The 18418-nt window shown below is 61.0% G+C and carries 12 protein-coding genes; 8 read left to right on the forward strand and 4 right to left on the reverse strand.

Annotated features, from left to right (window positions below; genetic code table 11):
• Positions 1 to 146: 146 nt before the first annotated feature.
• Positions 147 to 434 carry a hypothetical protein gene (locus AB4P91_RS15055; RefSeq protein WP_042560105.1) on the reverse strand — a complete coding sequence of 96 codons (288 nt, stop codon included), beginning with the start codon at positions 432 to 434 and terminating at the stop codon, positions 147 to 149.
• Between the two features lie 178 nt (positions 435 to 612).
• Here AB4P91_RS15055 and AB4P91_RS15060 point away from each other — a divergent pair, with 178 nt between their 5' ends.
• The gene (locus AB4P91_RS15060) at positions 613 to 1053 is read left to right on the forward strand and encodes a carboxymuconolactone decarboxylase family protein (RefSeq protein ID WP_395603101.1); all 441 of its coding nucleotides are present in this window, start codon (positions 613 to 615) and stop codon (positions 1051 to 1053) included.
• A 46-nt stretch (positions 1054 to 1099) separates the two neighbouring features.
• Here the strand turns inward: AB4P91_RS15060 and AB4P91_RS15065 are convergent, their stop codons facing one another.
• On the reverse strand, positions 1100 to 1864 hold the full coding sequence (locus AB4P91_RS15065; RefSeq protein WP_395603102.1) for an AraC family transcriptional regulator: 765 nt from the start codon (positions 1862 to 1864) through the stop codon (positions 1100 to 1102).
• Between the two features lie 98 nt (positions 1865 to 1962).
• Here AB4P91_RS15065 and AB4P91_RS15070 point away from each other — a divergent pair, with 98 nt between their 5' ends.
• From AB4P91_RS15070 to AB4P91_RS15095, 6 genes are all read left to right on the forward strand, one after another.
• Positions 1963 to 3096, forward strand: a complete 1134-nt coding sequence (locus tag AB4P91_RS15070; protein WP_395603103.1) for an MFS transporter — start codon at positions 1963 to 1965, stop codon at positions 3094 to 3096.
• Positions 3097 to 3204: 108 nt separating this feature from the next.
• Positions 3205 to 4932: a ShlB/FhaC/HecB family hemolysin secretion/activation protein gene (locus AB4P91_RS15075; protein ID WP_395603104.1), complete on the forward strand. Its 1728-nt coding sequence runs from the start codon at positions 3205 to 3207 to the stop codon at positions 4930 to 4932.
• A 107-nt stretch (positions 4933 to 5039) separates the two neighbouring features.
• Positions 5040 to 9509: a hemagglutinin repeat-containing protein gene (locus AB4P91_RS15080; protein WP_395603105.1), complete on the forward strand. Its 4470-nt coding sequence runs from the start codon at positions 5040 to 5042 to the stop codon at positions 9507 to 9509.
• A gap of 176 nt (positions 9510 to 9685) precedes the next feature.
• Complete coding sequence (locus tag AB4P91_RS15085; RefSeq protein WP_191623992.1) at positions 9686 to 10186, forward strand: sigma-70 family RNA polymerase sigma factor; 501 nt, start codon at positions 9686 to 9688, stop codon at positions 10184 to 10186.
• A 40-nt stretch (positions 10187 to 10226) separates the two neighbouring features.
• Positions 10227 to 11210, forward strand: a complete 984-nt coding sequence (locus tag AB4P91_RS15090; RefSeq protein WP_150592433.1) for a FecR family protein — start codon at positions 10227 to 10229, stop codon at positions 11208 to 11210.
• A gap of 98 nt (positions 11211 to 11308) precedes the next feature.
• Positions 11309 to 13735 (forward strand): TonB-dependent siderophore receptor, encoded by a 2427-nt coding sequence (locus AB4P91_RS15095; protein ID WP_395603106.1) that lies wholly within the window; start codon positions 11309 to 11311, stop codon positions 13733 to 13735.
• Between the two features lie 897 nt (positions 13736 to 14632).
• Here the strand turns inward: AB4P91_RS15095 and AB4P91_RS15100 are convergent.
• Positions 14633 to 15784, reverse strand: coding sequence for an MFS transporter (locus tag AB4P91_RS15100; protein ID WP_150598099.1), 1152 nt, complete (start codon positions 15782 to 15784; stop codon positions 14633 to 14635).
• Positions 15785 to 16032: 248 nt separating this feature from the next.
• Here AB4P91_RS15100 and AB4P91_RS15105 point away from each other — a divergent pair, with 248 nt between their 5' ends.
• Positions 16033 to 17013, forward strand: a complete 981-nt coding sequence (locus AB4P91_RS15105; protein ID WP_395603107.1) for a diaminopimelate epimerase — start codon at positions 16033 to 16035, stop codon at positions 17011 to 17013.
• A gap of 155 nt (positions 17014 to 17168) precedes the next feature.
• Here AB4P91_RS15105 and codA read toward each other — a convergent pair whose 3' ends face one another.
• Positions 17169 to 18416 carry a cytosine deaminase gene (codA, locus tag AB4P91_RS15110; RefSeq protein WP_150592429.1) on the reverse strand — a complete coding sequence of 416 codons (1248 nt, stop codon included), beginning with the start codon at positions 18414 to 18416 and terminating at the stop codon, positions 17169 to 17171.
• Positions 18417 to 18418 lie beyond the last annotated feature (2 nt).

The following is an 18418-nucleotide window of genomic DNA, read 5'->3' on the forward strand; positions in this document are numbered from 1 at the left end:
AGCGATCCGTCAGCTTAAGAAGAGGCTGACTGCAGTGACGCCATCGCTGGCAAGCTAGCTCCCACAGGAATTTTCAGCGAGCACAGATTGTGTGAATGTCTAGAGAGCACGTGGAAAGATTTTCACCACGGATGGCTCTTGTTCGTTCAGCCACCCGTGCCACCGCCCGCACCGCCGGTACCGCCGCCTGCCGAACCGGTGCCACCGCCGGCGCCGGAGCCCGATCCGCTGGCGCCGCCGTTGGTGCCGGTGCCGTCGGCGCCGTTACCGCCCGATGGCGCGCCCGGCGTGTTGTCCGGTGGCATGGTCGAGCCGCTGGTGGAACCCGATTTTGTGCCTGTTGCATCGGCGCCGTCGTTGGCAGCGAAGCTGGCAGCCGATGCCGTGGCCAGCAGGCCAGCGAGCAGTAACGAGGTCAGTTTGCGCGTCATCATGGTACGTCTCCAAAAAGGGGATTTACCTGATATTGGTCTGAGGCCCCCAACGCTTGGTGCCGCCCGAGTGACGAGCGGTCGATGGAGTGGCCTACTGTTCTTCAGGATTATTGGCTATTTGCCGAGCGCAGCACCGGGACTAACGTAGTCACACATTCACTGGCCCCGGAGAACCACCATGCAACCTCGTGTCGATTTCTACACGGCTTCCCCAGACGCCCTGAAAGCGATGATCGCCCTGGAAACCGCCGTCTCAAAGCTGCCGCTGGAAAAAACCCTGATCGAACTGGTCAAGCTGCGCGCCTCGCAAATCAACGGCTGCGCTTTCTGTATCGACATGCACACCGCCGATGCAATCAAGGGGGGCGAGACTCCACGGCGCCTGTTCGCGGTGACCGCATGGCGTGAAGCGCCATTCTTCAGTGACCGTGAACGCGCCGCGCTGCTGTGGACCGAATCGCTGACCCAGCTGAGCCTGACCCACGCGCCGGACGAAGACTACGACGTCGTTGCCGCGCAGTTTTCGCCCAAGGAAATGGTCGACCTGAGCGTCGCGATCAGCACCATCAACAGCTGGAACCGCTTGGCGGTAGGCTTCCGCAAAACGCCTCAGGCCTGAGGCCACATCGCAATTTGCGTGTAGGCGAGCGCCGTTCGTCAAATGTTTATTTGAGCCACTGGCCGGGTGTGCTGCCGGTCGTGGCTTTGAAGAACGCGATGAAAGCGCTGTCACTCGCAAAGCCCAGTTCGAAGCTGCAATAACTGAGGCTGCGCCCGGTGGCGAGCAACTCCATGGCGCGCATCAACCGCCATTGCTGGCGCCACTGCTGATAACTCATGCCGGTTTCGCGCTGGAAGATTCGGCCGATGGTGCGGCTGCTGGCGCCGATCTGGCGTTCCAGCACCTGCAGTTCCGGCGGCAATTGTTCCGGTGTTGCGAGCAGTGGCCGCAAACGCTTGTCCCGTGGCAACGGCAACAACATCGGTTGTTGTGCCGCTTCGATAATCTCACTCAGGCACAAGCCAAGCAGATGGGCGAATTTGCCCTGTTCCCAATCCGTGTCGAAATCCGCCGTGGCCATGGGTTCCAGCACGGCGCGCAGCAGAGGGCTGACTTCGATAACGCAGACCTGCTGCGGCAGCTCGCGGCACAGTTCCGGGATCAGGTAAATAGAGCGGTAATCGACGCTTTGCTGCATCACCGCCCGATGGCTCACCCCCGCCGGAATCCACGCCGCGCGCGACGGTGGCAGCAGACACAATTGTTGCGCGAGGGTGATGCGCGTGCAGCCCTGGCGGGTGTACAGCAGTTGCCCGTGCAGATGCTGATGTTGTCCGGAATCGTGATCACCCAGTATTGCTGCGATGCCGATCACCGGCGCCGAATAATGGTTTGCATCAAAGAGAGTGTGAGCGTCGATCCAAGCCATGGGTTGTCCGATTTGCGCGATAAATTGGCAGGATTCGGATAATACGCCAGTCAGCAGTTCTTAAACTCCCCGGCGGTTTACTCGAGGAGTCATAAACAATGAACAACAGAAATCTGTTACCGCTGGCGATAGCGTTGCTGATGTTTCCGCAGATTGCGCAGACCCTGTACAGCCCGGCGCTGGGGGATATTGGTCGGGTGTTTGAAGTCAGTCCTGAGGCGGCAGCGCAGACTTTGTCGGTTTACTTTCTCGCCTTTGCCGTGGGCGTAGTGGTGTGGGGGCGATTGTGTGATCGCATCGGCCGGCGTCCGGTCATGCTTGTGGGGTTGGCGATCTACGCGGTCGCCACGGTTATCGCGCTGCGGGTCAGCAGTTTCAACGGTCTGTTGCTGGCGCAGGGGGTGGCGGCATTCGGCGCGGCGGTGGGCTCAGTGGTCACGCAAACTTTGCTGCGTGACCGTTTCAAAGGCGCAGAATTGGCGCAGGTGTTTTCCCTGGTGGGCATCGCGTTGGCGGCCAGTCCCGCGATCGGTTTGTTCAGCGGTGCCAGTCTGGTCGAAGCATTCGGCTATCGCGGCGTGCTGATTGCGCTGGTTTTAATCGCTGCGACGCTGTGGCTCTGGAGTTGCTGCGCCTTGCCGGAAACCCGCCCTCAGCAAACGCCCCACGTCTGTGTGTGGGAAACCCTCGCACGCATGTTGCGCGACGTGGGCATCTGGCGCTCGGCCTTATGGATTGCTGCGTTCAATGTGGCGCTGTTCAGTTATTATAGCCTTGGCCCGTTCATTTTTCAGCGTCTGAATCTGGACGCAACATGGTTCGGCTACAGCGGCGTGATCCTCGCGCTGGGCTCAGGTTTTGGCGCATGGGCCAACAGGCGTTTGTTGCAGGCAGGGTTTGCCGCGATGCAGTTGATCCGGCTCGCCGCCGTCACCGGTTTGCTCGGTGGCATTGGCGTCTGGTGGCTGCAGGACAGTGGCGCGTTTGTGCTGCCGATGTTGCTGATCGTGCTGGCGTTCGGCATGGCAATCCCCAATATTCTTGGCCTGGCGCTGGTCAATTACTCGGATCGTCTCGGCACTGCCGGAGCTTTGTTGGGACTGATTTATTACCTGCTGATCGGCGCGGGCATGATGCTCGCCGGGTGGTCTCAGGCCCTCGGGGAAACCCTGATAGCGTGCAGTGCCGTGGCGTTGCTGCTGACAATAAGAGCAACAAAAGCAATTGTTTAAGAAGTGTAAGCGCTGTAGGAAGCGTCTTGCATTTGCGTAGGAGGGCTCCGACTATCACGATCATTGATGATGTGGCATTACGCCATTCAATGATCGCAAGGATGTTGCGTGCCGTATTCGATTCGCGCTGTTTTTCCTCGTCATGTCACGCGTTGGCGGCTGTGGTCGGTCGTTGTGTTGAGCGTGGTTGCGTCCTCGCTTGAGGCGGCCGAACCTGTCGCACCGGGCCAGGAAGTGCTGCGCCAGCAGCAACAGCAACAGCGCGATTTGCAACAGCTGCAACTTGAGCAAAGAAAACGTCAGTTGGAGCGCGGCGCGTTCGGCCCGGCGCCGGTCACTCCGGCGATTCCCCAAACCGTTACTCCCGATGAGCGCTGCTGGCCGTTGAGCGGCACGCGCATCGGCGGCGTCACGCTGATCGACAGCGACAAACTCAATGCCCGCATCAAGCCTCTGCTCGCGCCGTGCATGGGCGTCGGCCAGATCAATCATCTGCTGGCGACCATCACCGCGATTTACGTCGAGAAGGGCTACATCGCCAGCCGTCCCTACCTGGTGAGTGCACCGGCGGCGGGGCAGTCGCTGGACATCCGGATTGACGAAGGCTACATCGAGTCCATCGAACTGGCCGAGCAAAGCCTGCCGGTTTCCCTCGGTGGTGCGTTCCCCGGCATGCTCGGCGGGCCGTTGAACCTGCGCGATCTGGAGCAGGGGCTGGATCAGTTGAACCGCTTGCGCTCGGTTGACCTCACCGCCGATATCGCCCCCGGCAGTCAGCCCGGCGCCTCACGGATCATCCTGCGTTCGCGCACCACCGGGCACTCGCGCTGGGCCTTGAATGCAGGGATCGACAACCTCGGCAGCGCCAGCACCGGGCGCGACCGCGATACCCTCAGTCTGAGCCTCGACAGTCCGCTGGAACTCAACGACCTGTTGAGCCTCAGCGCCAGTGACACGTTGAATCAGGGCGACCGCTATAGCCGCAACGCCAGCCTGTATTACGCGATCCCCTACGGCTACTGGACCTACAGCGTATTCGCCAGCCACGCCGAATACCGCGCGCCGTTCAAATTGCCGAGCACGACCTTTCACAGCACCGGCATTACTGATCAGATCAGTCTGCGCGCCGACCGCGTGTTGTGGCGCGACCAGAGCCGCCAGCTCAGCGCCAACCTGCAACTGGCGCACAAGGACGTCGACAGCTATCTGCAACACGTCCGTCTGGGCATCCAGAGCCCGACCCTGACCGTGGCCGAAGCCGGGCTCAATCTGTTCTGGCTCGACCGCGCGGTGTGGAATCTCGACGTCAATTACGCACAAGGCCTGCGCTGGTTCGGTGCCGATGACGATTCCCGTCAGGCGATCAACAACCTGCCGAAGGCACAGTTTCGCAAGTACCGCGCCGGCCTCAGTCAATGGCGCAATGGCCAGTTCGGCGCGCAAGCCTGGCAATGGCAGAGCCAACTCAATTTGCAGTACAGCCCTGATCCGCTGCCAGCCATCGAGCAATTGCTGGGTACCGACGATTCGGCGGTGCGCGGTTATCGCCTCAGCAGTGCCTCCGGTGCCAGCGGTGCGATCTGGCGCAACACCTTGCGCCTGCCGCTGCGCAGCGAATGGCCGGTGCAGATCACCCCGCGTGCCGGCCTCGACCACGGCTGGATCAAGGCCGATCACGGCGCCCAGGGTCAACGCCTGAGCGGCGCCAGTGTCGGCCTGAATATGGGCTGGAAGAACCTGCAAGTGGACGTCGATTACCAACGCGCCCTCAACACCCCAAACGGTCTGCAACATGAGCACGAAACCTGGCTGATGCGAGTCGGTGTGCAGATATGACTGATACGAACAATGCAGTGAACAAACAGCCGTCGGATCTGAGCGCGACAGCCACGGCCAACACCAAAACGCGCGACGTGATGCCGTACTTACATGGAGACGTTTTTATGCCAGCACCTACCTTTGCATTTCATCTTTCCCCACGGGGCAAATTGCGCTGGGCGATCGCCGGCCTGTTCTTCGCGGTGCACCTGCCGAGCGCTTTGGCCGGCGGTGTGGTCGTCGCTCCTGGACCGGGCGGCACCGCGCAATTGCAGACTCAGGGCGGTGTGCCCATCGTCAATATCGTCGCGCCTAACGGCTCGGGCCTGTCGCACAATCAGTTCCTCGACTACAACGTCGACCGCCAGGGCCTGGTGCTGAACAACGCCTTGCAAGCCGGGCAATCACAACTCGCCGGGCAACTGGCGGCCAACCCGCAACTGCAAGGGCAAGCGGCGAGCGTGATCCTCAACGAGGTAATCAGCCGCAACTCGTCGGCCATCAACGGCGCACAGGAAATCTTCGGTCGCGCCGCCGATTATGTGCTGGCCAACCCCAACGGCATTTCGGTGAATGGCGGCAGTTTCATCAACACGCCGAACGCCAATCTGGTGGTCGGTCGCCCGGAGTTGAACGACGGCAAACTGCAAGCCCTGAGCACCCGTGACGCCAGCGGCCAGTTGCAGATTCAGAGCGGCGGCCTGCGTAACGGCGAGGGCTCGATCAACCTGATCGCCCCGCGTATCGACAGCCAGGGCGCGCTCAATGCCCGCGATCAATTGAACCTCACCGTTGGCCACAATCAGGTCGATTACGCCAGCGGCCAGGTGAAGACTGTGGGCCCGGCAGGCAACACCGCCGATCAACGCATCGACGCCAGCCTGTTCGGGGCGATGCAAGCCGGACGCATCAACATCGTCAGCACCGCTGAAGGCGCTGGTGTGCGAGTTGGCGCGGTACAAGTGGCCGGGCGCGATGGCGTGCAGATTCGTTCTGCTGGCGACCTCAGTGTCAGCGGCGATGCAGTGGCGAACAGTCTCGACGTGACGCGCGCGGGCATCCGCAGCAGCCAGGGCAATGTCGGTCTGCACAGCGGCAAGGACCTGACATTGGCCGCCACCGATGTCAGTGGCCGTGACGTTGGCGTCGATGCCAAGCGCAATCTGACCCTGAGTACGGTCGAAAGCCGCAAGCTCCAGGAAAAGCGCGAAGACTGGAGTAACAGCACCATCGGCATCACGTGGGAAACCTACGACCGTACCCAAACCGACAGCGAGTCGCGTCAGCACGGCAGCCAGATTATCGCCAGCCGTGACGCGACATTGTCCTCCGGCAAAGACACTCGACTGCAGGCTGCAAAAGTCGAAGCGGCGAAGAATCTCAGCGTGCAAAGTGGCGGTGATCTGCGGCTGACCGCGCCCACCGAAAGCCACACCCAGACCGATCAGGGCAATCACCGCAAACACTTGTGGAAAGCCAACTGGAACACCAGCAGCGAAGAGCAGCGCAGTGTCACCAGCCAGTTGAAGGCTGGCAATATCGCCCTGCAAACCGCAGCGTTGTTGCGTTCCGAGGGTGCCGAGTTGAACAGTGCGGGCGACCTGCAACTGGCCGGCAAACAGGTGGAAATCACCACGGCCACACGCACCGATCGCAGCAACGACAATCGCTATTCCGGCGATCTGGTGGGCGGTGGTTTCTTTGGCAAAACCGGTGATGCCGACAAGGGCCAGACCCAGCATCAGGGCAGCAAGGTCAATGCGGCGGGCAAACTGATCGTCAAGGCTGACGACGTACGCATCAGCGGCAGCCAGGTCCGTGGCGGCACCGACGCAAGCGTGATCAGCGACAAGGGTTCGCTGATCGTCGACGGCGTGCAAGACACCTCGCACAGCAACAATCATGACAAGGATAGCAAGTTCTTCGGCATCAGCAAGGACGAGTCGCGCCAGAACGCCAAGGACAGCACCACGGTGCGCAGCGAACTGGTGTCCGACAGCAACCTCAAGCTCAAAAGCGCCAAGGATATTGAAGTGGCTGGCTCGACCGTCAAGGCGGGCGGCGCGCTGACGGCGGACGCGGCGGGGGATGTGAACGTGCATTCTGCGCAGAACAGCCACGACAGCAGCACCACGACTGAAACCCGTGGGTTCGACGCCTACGCCAAAGAGCAGACGCCAGAGCAATATCGCGCCGGGATTCATTACGAAGACAAGCAACAAACCGTGACCCGTAACGACGTGACCCAGCAAGGTTCCAGCCTCAGCGGCGGCAGCGTGCAAGTGAAGGCGGGCGGCGACGTGACCCTCAAGGGCGCGGACGTTAAATCCACCGCTGGCGACACGACGTTGAGCGGTAAAAACGTGTCGTTGCTGGCCGAACAGGACAGCCACAAAACCACCACCGACACGTCCAGCACTGGCGGCGGTTTCTATTACACCGGCGGCCTCGACCGCGCCGGTAGCGGCGTTGATTTCGCCCATAACACGTCGCAAGACACCAGCAGCAAAACCACTGCGCAAACCACCAGCGTGCAGAGCAGCGGCGGCCTGACGATCAACGCCGACAAGCTCGCCACCGAAGGCGCGCAAGTGAAGGCTGGCAACGGTCTGAACATCGCGGCCAACGAAGTCGATAACCGTGCGGCCAGCAACACCGAAAGCAGCACTCACAACCAAAGCAACTGGTCGGCGGATATCGGCGCCAACGTCGAGTACAAAGACATCGCCCGGCCTATCGCTGGTGCGGTTAAAGATGTGCTGAACGCCAAGGTGCCGGACAAGGATGCGCTTTCAAATCTCGGCCAGCCAAACGTCGGTATTGACGTCGCAATCGGTCATGGCAGCGCCAACAAAACCGAGCAAGGCAGCAACGCTGTGGTCAGTCGTTTTGACGGCGGCACTGTCGACGTGAACGTCGCTGGAACCCTGCACGACCAAGGCACGCAGTACAACGCCAGCGCCGGTAAATTGAACATCAGCGCCGACAAACTGGTCGCCGATGCCGCGAGCAATACCCACGCCAGCACCGACAGTTCGGTGGATGCCAAAGTCGACGTGCGGGTCTACACCAAAACCGGCGAAGACGTGAATGTCGCCGGTAGCGGCGCGGGAGGCAGCAGCCAGTCGAGTACGGACAGTTCCACGGCGGTGGTCGGCGCTTATGCCGGCAGCCAGGGTGTGAACATCAAGGTCGGTGGCGACGCACAGTTCGAAGGCAGCCATTTCGACGGCGGGCAGGGCGGTGTGAGCATCAAGACCGGCGGCGATCTGGCGCTGAATCAGGCCAACGATCGCCAGAACAGCAGTGACGCCAGTCTGCGCGGCAATGGCTCGCTGACGGTTGGCACCTTGCCGGGCACCGACGGCACCAACGTCGATCTTGGCGCCGGTTTCCAGCTCGATCACAGCACCAAGCAGACCTCTGACACTCAGGCCCACGTGGCGAGCATCACCGGCAACGGTCCGGTACAACTGAGCAGCGGCGGCAATCAGGTCCAGCAAGGCACCACAATCAACAGCGCTGGCGCCATCGATCTGCATGCTGACGGCAAACTCGATCTGCAAGCAGCGACCGACACTCACACTGCCACCGGCAGCAATCTCGGCGGCGGCTTGAAGGGCGGCGGCAGCAAATCCAGCAGCGAGAAGAGCCGTGATCAGGGCGGCAATCTCAGTGGCAACTTCAACATCGGTCGGGTCAATGAGCACTCACAAACACTGACCGGTGGCCAACTCAACAGTCAGAGCGGGATCACCCTGAGCGGTGACGCTGTTCATCTGCAAGGCACGCAAGTCAGTGCACCAAACGTCAACGTCGATGCACAGAAGGGCGGCTATGTTCAGGGGTCGGCACAGTCCACTGAAAGCCGTAACAACTGGAACGTCGCACTGAATGCTGGCGGCAATCTGAGCAGCAAGAAACCGACAGCCGCCGATGAGAAGGCCAGCAGCGACCACGGTTTCAATGCTGGGGCCAAGGTGGGCGTGGATTACCTGCAGGGCACCACGCAGCAGAACAGCCAGATCAAGGCTGACAGCGTGGTGTTGAACAGCGCAGGCGATGCAGATTTGGCAGGTGCGCGAATCGATGCGAAGACTGTCAGCGGGAATGTCGCAGGTGATTTGTCGGTTGCCAGTCGTCAAGACTCGAAGACAAGCGCCAAGGTTGACGTGGACCTGGGCCTGACCGCCAAGAAGAACCCACCGAACGACAAGGAAAAACCCGCCGGCACCGACTACAAGCCAACGCTGAAAGCCCAAGGTGAATACGCGCACAAGGACAGCGTCGCGCAGGCGTCCGGCATCAGCGCCAGTCAAGGTGTAAAGCTGAATGTAGGCGGCGCGACACAACTGACCGGCGCGCGCATTTCGGCGAGTGACGGCAAGGTTGATCTGGGTGGTTCGAAGGTCAGCAGCACCGACCTGAACAATCGCGATTACGGCATCAAAGCTGGCCTGGATCTGCCACAAAAAACCGAGGAAAACGCCCCAAAGGTTTCCCTTGAAAACGGCAACCTCAAAATCGGCCCGGTCACCTTGAGCGGGCATCTCGAAACCCAAACTCTCCAAGCCGGCATCGACGGAAAAGGCTGATCCCGATACTCGTGTGGGAGCTGCCGCAGGCTGCGATCTTTTGATCTTGGAAAACCAGGATCAAAAGATCGTAGCGTGCCGCAGCTCCTACAGGGGGATTTGCTTATGATCGGAATGATTTGCCGGTCTTAATAGTAACCATTACTATTCGCGCTCCTTTCCTCAGCACACCACCCATACCCCCCATGCGTCCCCGCAGACCCGGCTTTTTCGAGCATTACGAAGAGTTGATCGGCACCTGGACTCGTCGCCTGCGCAATCGCGCGCAGGCCGAGGATCTGGCGCACGACGCCTTTGTGCGGGTGCTTGAGTCCGATCCGGCAGAGGTGCAGCAACCCCGGGCGTATTTGCACCAGACTGCGCGCAATATTGCGGTTGATGGCTACCGGCGGGAGGATCGGCGCGGCGCCATGGAGTCAGAGGCGATCGATCACAGTGCGTCGTCTTCCGGCGACCCGGAGCATTACATGCACGCGATCCAGTTGGCCGACTCCATCGAACGGGCGCTGGCGGAGCTGCCGGTCAATTGCCGCAAGATTTTTGTCTGGCAGAAGATCGAAGGCCTGACCCAGGCGGAAATTGCAGAACGCCTGGGGCTCTCCAAGAACATGGTCGAAAAGTATATGATCCGCACCCTGCGGCATCTGCGTGATCGACTGGACGGGTTGCAGTCATGAGCCGCTGCAGCTTTTCATCCCCGGCCAAACAGGACATTCCATGATGGATACTCGTGATTGTGCGTGCGGGCAAACGACGGTGCGCGATGACGCGGCTCGCTGGTTTGTGCGTTTGCAGGAGCCGGCCGTCAGTGCCGACGAGCAGCAGCGCTTTGACGCCTGGCTGAATCAACATCAGCAACACCGTGATGAATTCCAGCTGCTGCAAGGGCTGTGGACGGCGGCTGACCTGCTGCCGGCGCCACGCCTCAAAGCCCTCGCTGAAAACCAACCGGCGCGCCGCGAACGGCGTCCGCTGCTGCGTTATGCGGTGGCCGCCAGTGTGCTGGCGGTGGCGCTTGGATTGGGACTGTTCAGCGGCCTTAATCACCCGGGCGGTTACAGCGCAGAATTCTCCACCGCGCTCGGTGAGCGCAAGCATGTGGCATTGCCGGACGGCTCGGTGATCGACCTCAACAGCCGCAGTCGCTTGCAGGTGCATTATGAAGAGGATCGCCGGCTCATCGAGTTGAGTGAAGGCGAGGCGATGTTCAGCGTTGAGCACGACAGCTCGCGACCGTTTGTGGTCGAGGCGGGCAGCGGCAAGATTACGGTCACCGGAACGCGCTTCGATGTGCGCCGCGATTTGACGCAGACACGGGTAGCGGTGGAGCAGGGCACAGTGAAAGTGCAGGGACACGATGCGCCGGACAACGAATTTATCAACCTGACCGCCGGGCTCGGCACCCACGTCGACGCGCAGGGCAAAGTCGCGGCAGCCTACGCCGTCAACCCAGCGGAGCTGACGGCGTGGCGTGGCGGCAAACTGGTGTTCAACAACGCCCGCCTTAGCGAAGTGGCTGCCGAAGTGTCGCGTTATCGCGAGCAACCCCTGACCGTCAGCAACCCCGATGTGGCCAATCTGCGCCTTACCAGCGTGTTCAAATCCGCCGACACCGACGCCTTGCTCAAGGCCTTGCCGAGCATTCTGCCAGTGGCCATCCGCACCCTCGCGGATGGCAGCCAGGAAATAATTTCAAAATAACATTCAGGTTTTTTTCGAGTTCATCGTCTTCCTGTTCAACTGCAACTGGTTTGCATTAACAGCCGCACACTCTTGCGATCCACAGGACTACGTTCGACGTGAAAACCATCACCGCCAACAACAAAAAATCTCCTTGGTTGCCGCTGGCCCTCACGCTGGCGGTCAACGCTGCCGTGCCTTTGGCTTTCGCTGCTGAAGCTATTCATATTCGCGCGCAGCCGCTGGGTCAGGCCTTGAGTGAGCTGGGCCAGCAAACCTCGCTGCAAGTGTTTTTCAGTTCGGACCTGGTCGCCGGCAAACAAGCCCCGGCCGTCGACGGTGATCTCTCTCCAGAGCAGGCGCTGCGCCAATTGCTGCAAGGCAGCGGTCTGGATTATCAGATCAACGAAGGCTCGGTGACGCTGTCGACCGCCGCGAGTTCTGCCGCCACCAACGGCCCGCTGGAACTGGGCGTGACCGATATTAAAGTGGTCGGCGACTGGCTCGGCGACGCGAATGCGGCCGTGGTGCAAAACCACCCCGGCGCGCGGACGGTGATTCGCCGCGAAGCGATGGTCGAGCAGGGCGCAATGAACGTCAGCGACGTGCTCAAACGCGTGCCCGGCGTACAGGTGCAAGACTCCAACGGCACCGGCGGCAGCGACATTGCTCTGAACGTTGGCGTGCGCGGTCTGACGTCGCGTCTGTCGCCACGCTCCACCGTGCTGATCGACGGCGTACCGGCAGCGTTCGCGCCGTACGGTCAGCCACAACTGTCGATGGCGCCGATCTCGTCGGGCAACCTCGACAGCATCGACGTGGTGCGTGGCGCCGGCTCCGTTCGTTATGGGCCGCAAAACGTCGGCGGCGTAATCAACTTCGTCACCCGCGCGATCCCGGAAAAAACCACTGGCGAGATCGGCACCACGCTGGAAACCACTCAGTACGGTGGCTGGAAGCACATCGACACGGCGTTCCTCGGCGGTACCGCCGACAACGGCATGGGCGTGGCGCTGTTGTACTCGGGCGTCAACGGCCACGGCTACCGCGAGCGCAACAACGGCAACGACATTGACGACGTGATCCTGAAGACGCACTGGGCGCCGACCGATCAGGACGATTTCAGTCTCAATTTCCATTACTACGACGCCAGCGCCGACATGCCCGGCGGCCTTACGCAGAAGCAGTACGACGACAATCCTTACGATTCGGTGCGTGATTACGACAGCTTCAGCGGTCGGCGCAAGGACGTGTCGTTCAAGTGGATTCGCCAGATCGACGAGCGCACCCAGGCTGAAGTGCTGACCTACTACACCGACAGTTTCCGTGGCAGCACCATCGCCGCTCGCGACCAGAAAACCCTCAGTTCGTATCCACGCTCTTATTACACCTTGGGCATCGAACCGCGTGTGTCGCGCGTGTTCGACGTCGGCCCGACCACCCAGGAAGTCAGCGTCGGTTATCGCTATCAGAAAGAGGCGATGCACGAGCAGTCGAGCCGACTGGCGCTGGTCAACAACCAGCCTGTCGTCACGCCGACTTCAGACGGCCACGTGTTCCAGGATCGTACCGGCGGCACCGAGGCCAACTCGGTTTACATCGACAACAAAATCGACGTCGGCAACTGGACGATCACGCCGGGCATTCGCTTCGAGCACATCAGCACGGATTGGCACGATCGCGCGGTGCTCGATACCGCCGGCAGACCGGTGCCAGAGAAAAACCGCAGCATCGAAAGCAATGAACCGCTGCCGGCACTGAGCGTGATGTATCACCTGTCGGATGCGTGGAAGCTGTTTGCCAACTACGAAACCTCGTTCGGCAGCCTGCAATATTTCCAGCTGGGGCAGGGTGGCTCGGGCGATAGCACCGCCAATGGTCTGCAACCGGAAAAGGCCAAGACCTACGAGATCGGCACGCGTTACAACGATGACGTGTGGGGCGGGGAAGTAACGCTGTTCTACATCGACTTCGACGACGAACTGCAATACATCAGCAATGACGTGGGCTGGACCAACCTTGGCGCGACCAAGCATCAGGGCATTGAAGCGTCGGCGCACTACGACATGGCGGCGCTGGATCCGCGCCTTGAGGGGCTGACCGCGAATGCCGGTTTTACGTATACCCGTGCGACCTATGAAGGTGAGATTCCGGGGTTCAAGGGGCGTGATCTGCCGTTCTATTCGCGCCAGGTGGCGACCGTCGGTTTGCGCTATGAGGTTAATCGCTGGACCTACAATCTCGACGGTTTTGCCCAGTCGAAACAGCGTTCGCCGGGTACTGGTGTGAATGCCGATGGTAGTTTTAACGGTAACTACATCACTGACGGCACGGCGGATGGGCAGTACGGTGATATTCCGGGATATGTGACCTGGAACGTGCGCGGTGGGTACGACTTCGGGCCGCAGGTGTCGAATCTGAAGCTGGGCGCTGGGGTGAAGAACGTTTTTGACAAGCAGTATTTCACGCGTTCCAGTGATAACAATTCGGGGATGTATGTGGGGGCGCCGCGGACGTTTTTTGTGCAGGCTAGTTTGGGGTTTTGATTGATTGGTTGATGGGGTGAATATCCGTTGCTGCGGTGATGGCTACTTAGGGTTCCGCCCTTACGGCGGGTCACTTTTGGCAAACGCCCCAAAAGTAACCAAAAGGTCTGCGCCCTGACGTTCGGCCCTCGCTGTGGCTCGGGTTCCTTCGCTCCGGGATCCATCCGGGGCATCGATTTCGGTTTGCTTCGCTGCACCTCCTTTCGATGTTCCCCCCGGATGAATCCCTGCACTCAGCCTTCCGACGGGCCTTAGAGATCAAGAGCTGCACTCGAGCTAACGCTCATTGTGTTGAGTGGTGGGAGAGCGGTGCGGTTGGCTTTTGTTCGGTGTTGGATTCACCCCTCATCGGAACGCCGCCCGCCCAGCCCTCTCCCCGAGGAGAGGGAGCCGATTTGTGAGGCTTTCAGAATCTGAATTCGACTCGGTATCTCAGGTCGGCGTAGCTCTGCCAAACACCTCAATCAGTCCCCTCTCCCTCCGGGAGAGGGCTAGGGTGAGGGGCTTTTGATCTTGCTTTTGATCTTGCTTCGGCTTTTGATCTTTTGCCCCTTCGGCAGGCCGAGCGAAGGTGTTCATCCGGGGGTTAGGCGCGTAGCGCCGTGCGGCGAAGCCGCATCCATCGAAAGGAGGTGCAGCGAAGCAAACCGGAAGCGATGCCCCCGGATGGACACCGTAGCGAGGGAACACTGAGCCTAAGCGAAGTGCCGTACGCCGGGGCAAAGCCTTTTGGGTTACCTTTTCGGCGTTTGGAAAAGGTGACTCGCCGTAAGGGCGAAACCGCCAGCGGCAACACCCGCACCAACGGATATGCTCACAACTCCCAAAATCCAAAATCAAAAGATCGCAGCCTTCAGCAACCCCCACACAGTTCGCGATCTGGCAGTTGCACTCGGTTCAGACTTTCAACACCTTCCCGCCAATCGCCACCGCCACCAACAACACCGCCATCAGCCCAAACGCAAAACTTAAACTGCTGGCATGCGCGACAAACCCGATCACCGCCGGCCCCGCCAGAATCCCCGCATAACCCAGCGTAGTGATCGCCGGCACGGCAATGCTTTCCGGCATCACCGTCTGCTTGCCCACCGCCGTGTACAGCACCGGCACGATGTTCGAACAACCGGCACCGACCAGCGCATAACCGACCAGAGCCAGTTGCCAGCTTGGCGCGAACGTCGCCAGGAACAAGCCTGCTGCCGCCAACAGGCCACCAAACAGAATGATCCGCGTCGCACCGACACTGCGCACAATCCGGTCACCCATCAAGCGGCCGGCGGTCATGGTCAGGGCAAATGCCGCGTAACCCAAACCCGCATACGCCGTGTCGATCCCGCGTTCCTGAGCGAGGAACACCGCGCTCCAGTCCAGCGCCGCACCTTCGGTGAGAAACACGATGAAGCACATCCCGCCGATAAACAGCACGATGCCGTGGGGCACCGCGAAGGCCGGGCCCGAGCTTTCGCTGCCATACGGCAGCATGTGCGGGACGCATTTGAACAGCGCGCCGATCAGCACCGCGACCACCACCAGCATCGCCCCCAGCGGCGACAGACCGAGGCCGAGCAGGGCGCTGACGCCCGCCGCGCCGACAATCCCGCCGAGGCTGAACAAGCCGTGAAAACCCGACATCATGTGCTTGCCGCTGGCGCGCTCGACGATCACCGCTTGCAGGTTTACCGTCGAATCCACCGTACCCAGCCCGGCGCCGAACATGAACAGCGTGGCAATCAGCGCCGGAACCGACGACACCGTCGCCAGCAACGGCAACGCCGCGCAGATCAGTAACGTGCCGCCAGTCGCCACGCGTCGGCAGCCGAACCGCGTCGCGAGAATCCCCGCCAATGGCATCGCCAGAATCGAACCGACGCCGAGGCACAACAGCAGCAGTCCCAAGGTGCCTTCATTGAGCCCGGCGCGGGCCTTGGCGTACGGCACCAGTGGCGCCCACGCGGCAATACCGAGGCCGGCGATGAAAAAAGCGATGCGGGTGGACATCTGTTGCAAGCGTCCGGGCACGAACGTGTCTTGGGGGGTGAGGCTGGTCATATCGATCCTTGGCAAAAATACATCGCGTCCCCGAGGGACAGTGATTGAGCGTCGAGGTTCGATCACAGGACTGGGTGGAACGCAGGGGGATATCGTTGCACAGTCCAACCCGTGGGAGCGAGCCTGCTCGCGAAAGCGGTGTGTCGGTGGACATATTTTTTGACTGAGCCAACGCATTCGCGAGCAAGCTCGCCCCCACAGGGGATTGCGTTTTACAGTGCCATTTTTGACACGATGAAGGGCAGGTGATGACTCAGTTCTACGACGCTCGGGGCAACATCTATGGGGTGGTTTCTCCGGCGACGCTGCGTGAAGCGGGGATTGATTTGCCAGCGAGTGCGACCGAATGTGCGTCATCGCGCAAGGCATGGAGTAAAGCGGCCATCGCGCTGTGCTGCGACTGGCCGGAAGGTCAGCGCCCGCCGAACAGCAAATCCCACCGCAGCGACGGCCTGCTGATCGGCCCTTTCCAGAACGCGCCGCCGTTTGACGTGCTGATCGTCAACACCGACGGCACCCTCGCCGAGCGCAGTGGCAACGGCCTGACGATATTTTCCCAAGCGCTGACCGAACAGGGAGTGATGCCGGAGCAGGGGGCGTTGTTAAACGTCCATCACGACAAGGATGATGCGCTGCAAACTTCGGTGAAACCGGCGCAAATCGAAGGTGTGAAAGGTTTCTGGCTGGAACTCGGCCAACCCGAATTCGGCGCGGAGGCGGTCGGAGCGCAGAACATAGAAAGCGGCGAGTTCAATGGGCGTGCCGTGAGCCATGTGAAGCCCTTGGCACAACTCGATCCGACGTGGAGCCGCAGTCAGTTTGTACGCATCGGCAATCCGCATTGTGTGACGTTACTGACAGACGTTGGCGCATTGCCGGGTAACGAGCAAATGCGCGAATCACCACTGACCGAGGGCCTGACCCGGATTGCTTACGCGATGCCGACGGGTGAAGGTGATCCTTGCCCGGCGGGCGTCAATCTGCAGTGGGCCGTGCGCGAGTCCGAGCAGCGAATTGTCGCGCGGGTGTTCGAACGCGGCGAAGGACCGACCGCTTCCTCCGGCACCAGCGCCAGTGGGGTGGCGTGCGCGACTTGGCGAGTCGGTTGGGTCGACGCGGGTGAGGTGCACGTCGTGATGCCCGGCGGCACCGCTCCGATTTTGCTTGAAGAAGAGCAAGGGGAATTGGTCGGCGTCAGATTATTCGGTACGGCGCAATTGACACGCTGAATCCGACATCGCTATCGCTGGCCAGCCAGACTCCCACAGGGTTTTGTGCTGAGCACTTCGTCTGTGTACACAGCACCCCCCTGTAGGCCAGACACAAAAACTGTGCTCACCGAAACCCTGTGGGAGCTGGCTTGCCAGCGATGGGGCCCTCAGTCTCAGCTCAAACGGCTGCTGAACTCCACCACCGGCATCTGCCGCTTCATCAGCACCTCGCCGCCGCGAATCGAATACAGCGGCAGACCCTGGCTGCGAATGACCTCGTAATCGCTGTCCGCCGAGAGGATCAGCAGGTTGGCCGGTCGCCCCTGCTCCAAGCCATAACGCTCGCCCAGATTCATCGCTTTGGCGCTGTTATCGGTGACCAGATCCAGCGCCCTTTGCAGGTTGCGGTAACCGAGCATGTGGCAGATGTGCAGGCCGGCTTCAAGCACGCGCAGGATGTTGCCGTTGCCCAGCGGATACCACGGGTCGACGATCGAATCCTGGCCGAAACACACGTTCATTCCGGCTTCGAGCAGCTCATTCACCCGGGTCACGCCCCGGCGTTTCGGAAAGTTGTCGAAACGCCCTTGCAGGTGAATGCTTTCTGTCGGGCACGAGACGAAACTGATCCCGGAATGGCCGAGCAGGCGGAACAGTTTTGCGCAGTAGGCGTTGTCGTAGGAGCCCATCGCCGTGGTGTGGCTGGCGGTGACGAGGGCGCCCATGTCACGGCTGCGTGCTTCTTCGGCGAGCACTTCGAGGAAGCGTGAATGCGGGTCGTCGGTTTCGTCGCAGTGCACGTCGACCAGGCATCCGGTGCGTTCGGCCAGGTCCATCAGGAACTTCACCGAACTCACACCCTGATCGCGGGTGTACTCGAAATGCGGGATCCCGCCGACGACGTCAGCGCCCATGCGGATGGCTTCTTCCATCAACTCGCGACCGTTGCGGAACGACTCGATCCCTTCCTGCGGAAACGCGACGATTTGCAGGTCGATCAGGTGTCGACTTTCCTCGCGCACTTCGAGCATGGCTTTGAGTGCGGTGAGTTGCGGGTCGGTGACGTCGACGTGGGTGCGCACATGCTGGATGCCGTGAGCCGCCAAGGTCTGAATGGTTTTCTTGGCGCGGGTCTTGGTGTCTTCTTCGGTGATGGTGACCTTGCGCTCGCCCCAGCATTCGATGCCTTCGAACAGCGTGCCGCTCATGTTCCAGCGCGGCTCGCCGGCGGTGAGGGTGGCGTCGAGGTGAATGTGTGGCTCGACGAAGGGCGGCACCACCAGATTGCCGCCGGCGTCGAGGTCGTCGGGGCCCAGGGTCGGGGCTTCGGTCTGGCGGGCGATGCTGCGGATCAGCCCGTCTTCAAGGTGCAATTCGTGCAAACCTTCCTGGTTGCGCAGTCGGGCGTTGATGATGTGCATCA

The organism is Pseudomonas sp. B21128 (genome assembly GCF_044218865.1).
Lineage (GTDB): Bacteria > Pseudomonadota > Gammaproteobacteria > Pseudomonadales > Pseudomonadaceae > Aquipseudomonas > Aquipseudomonas iridis.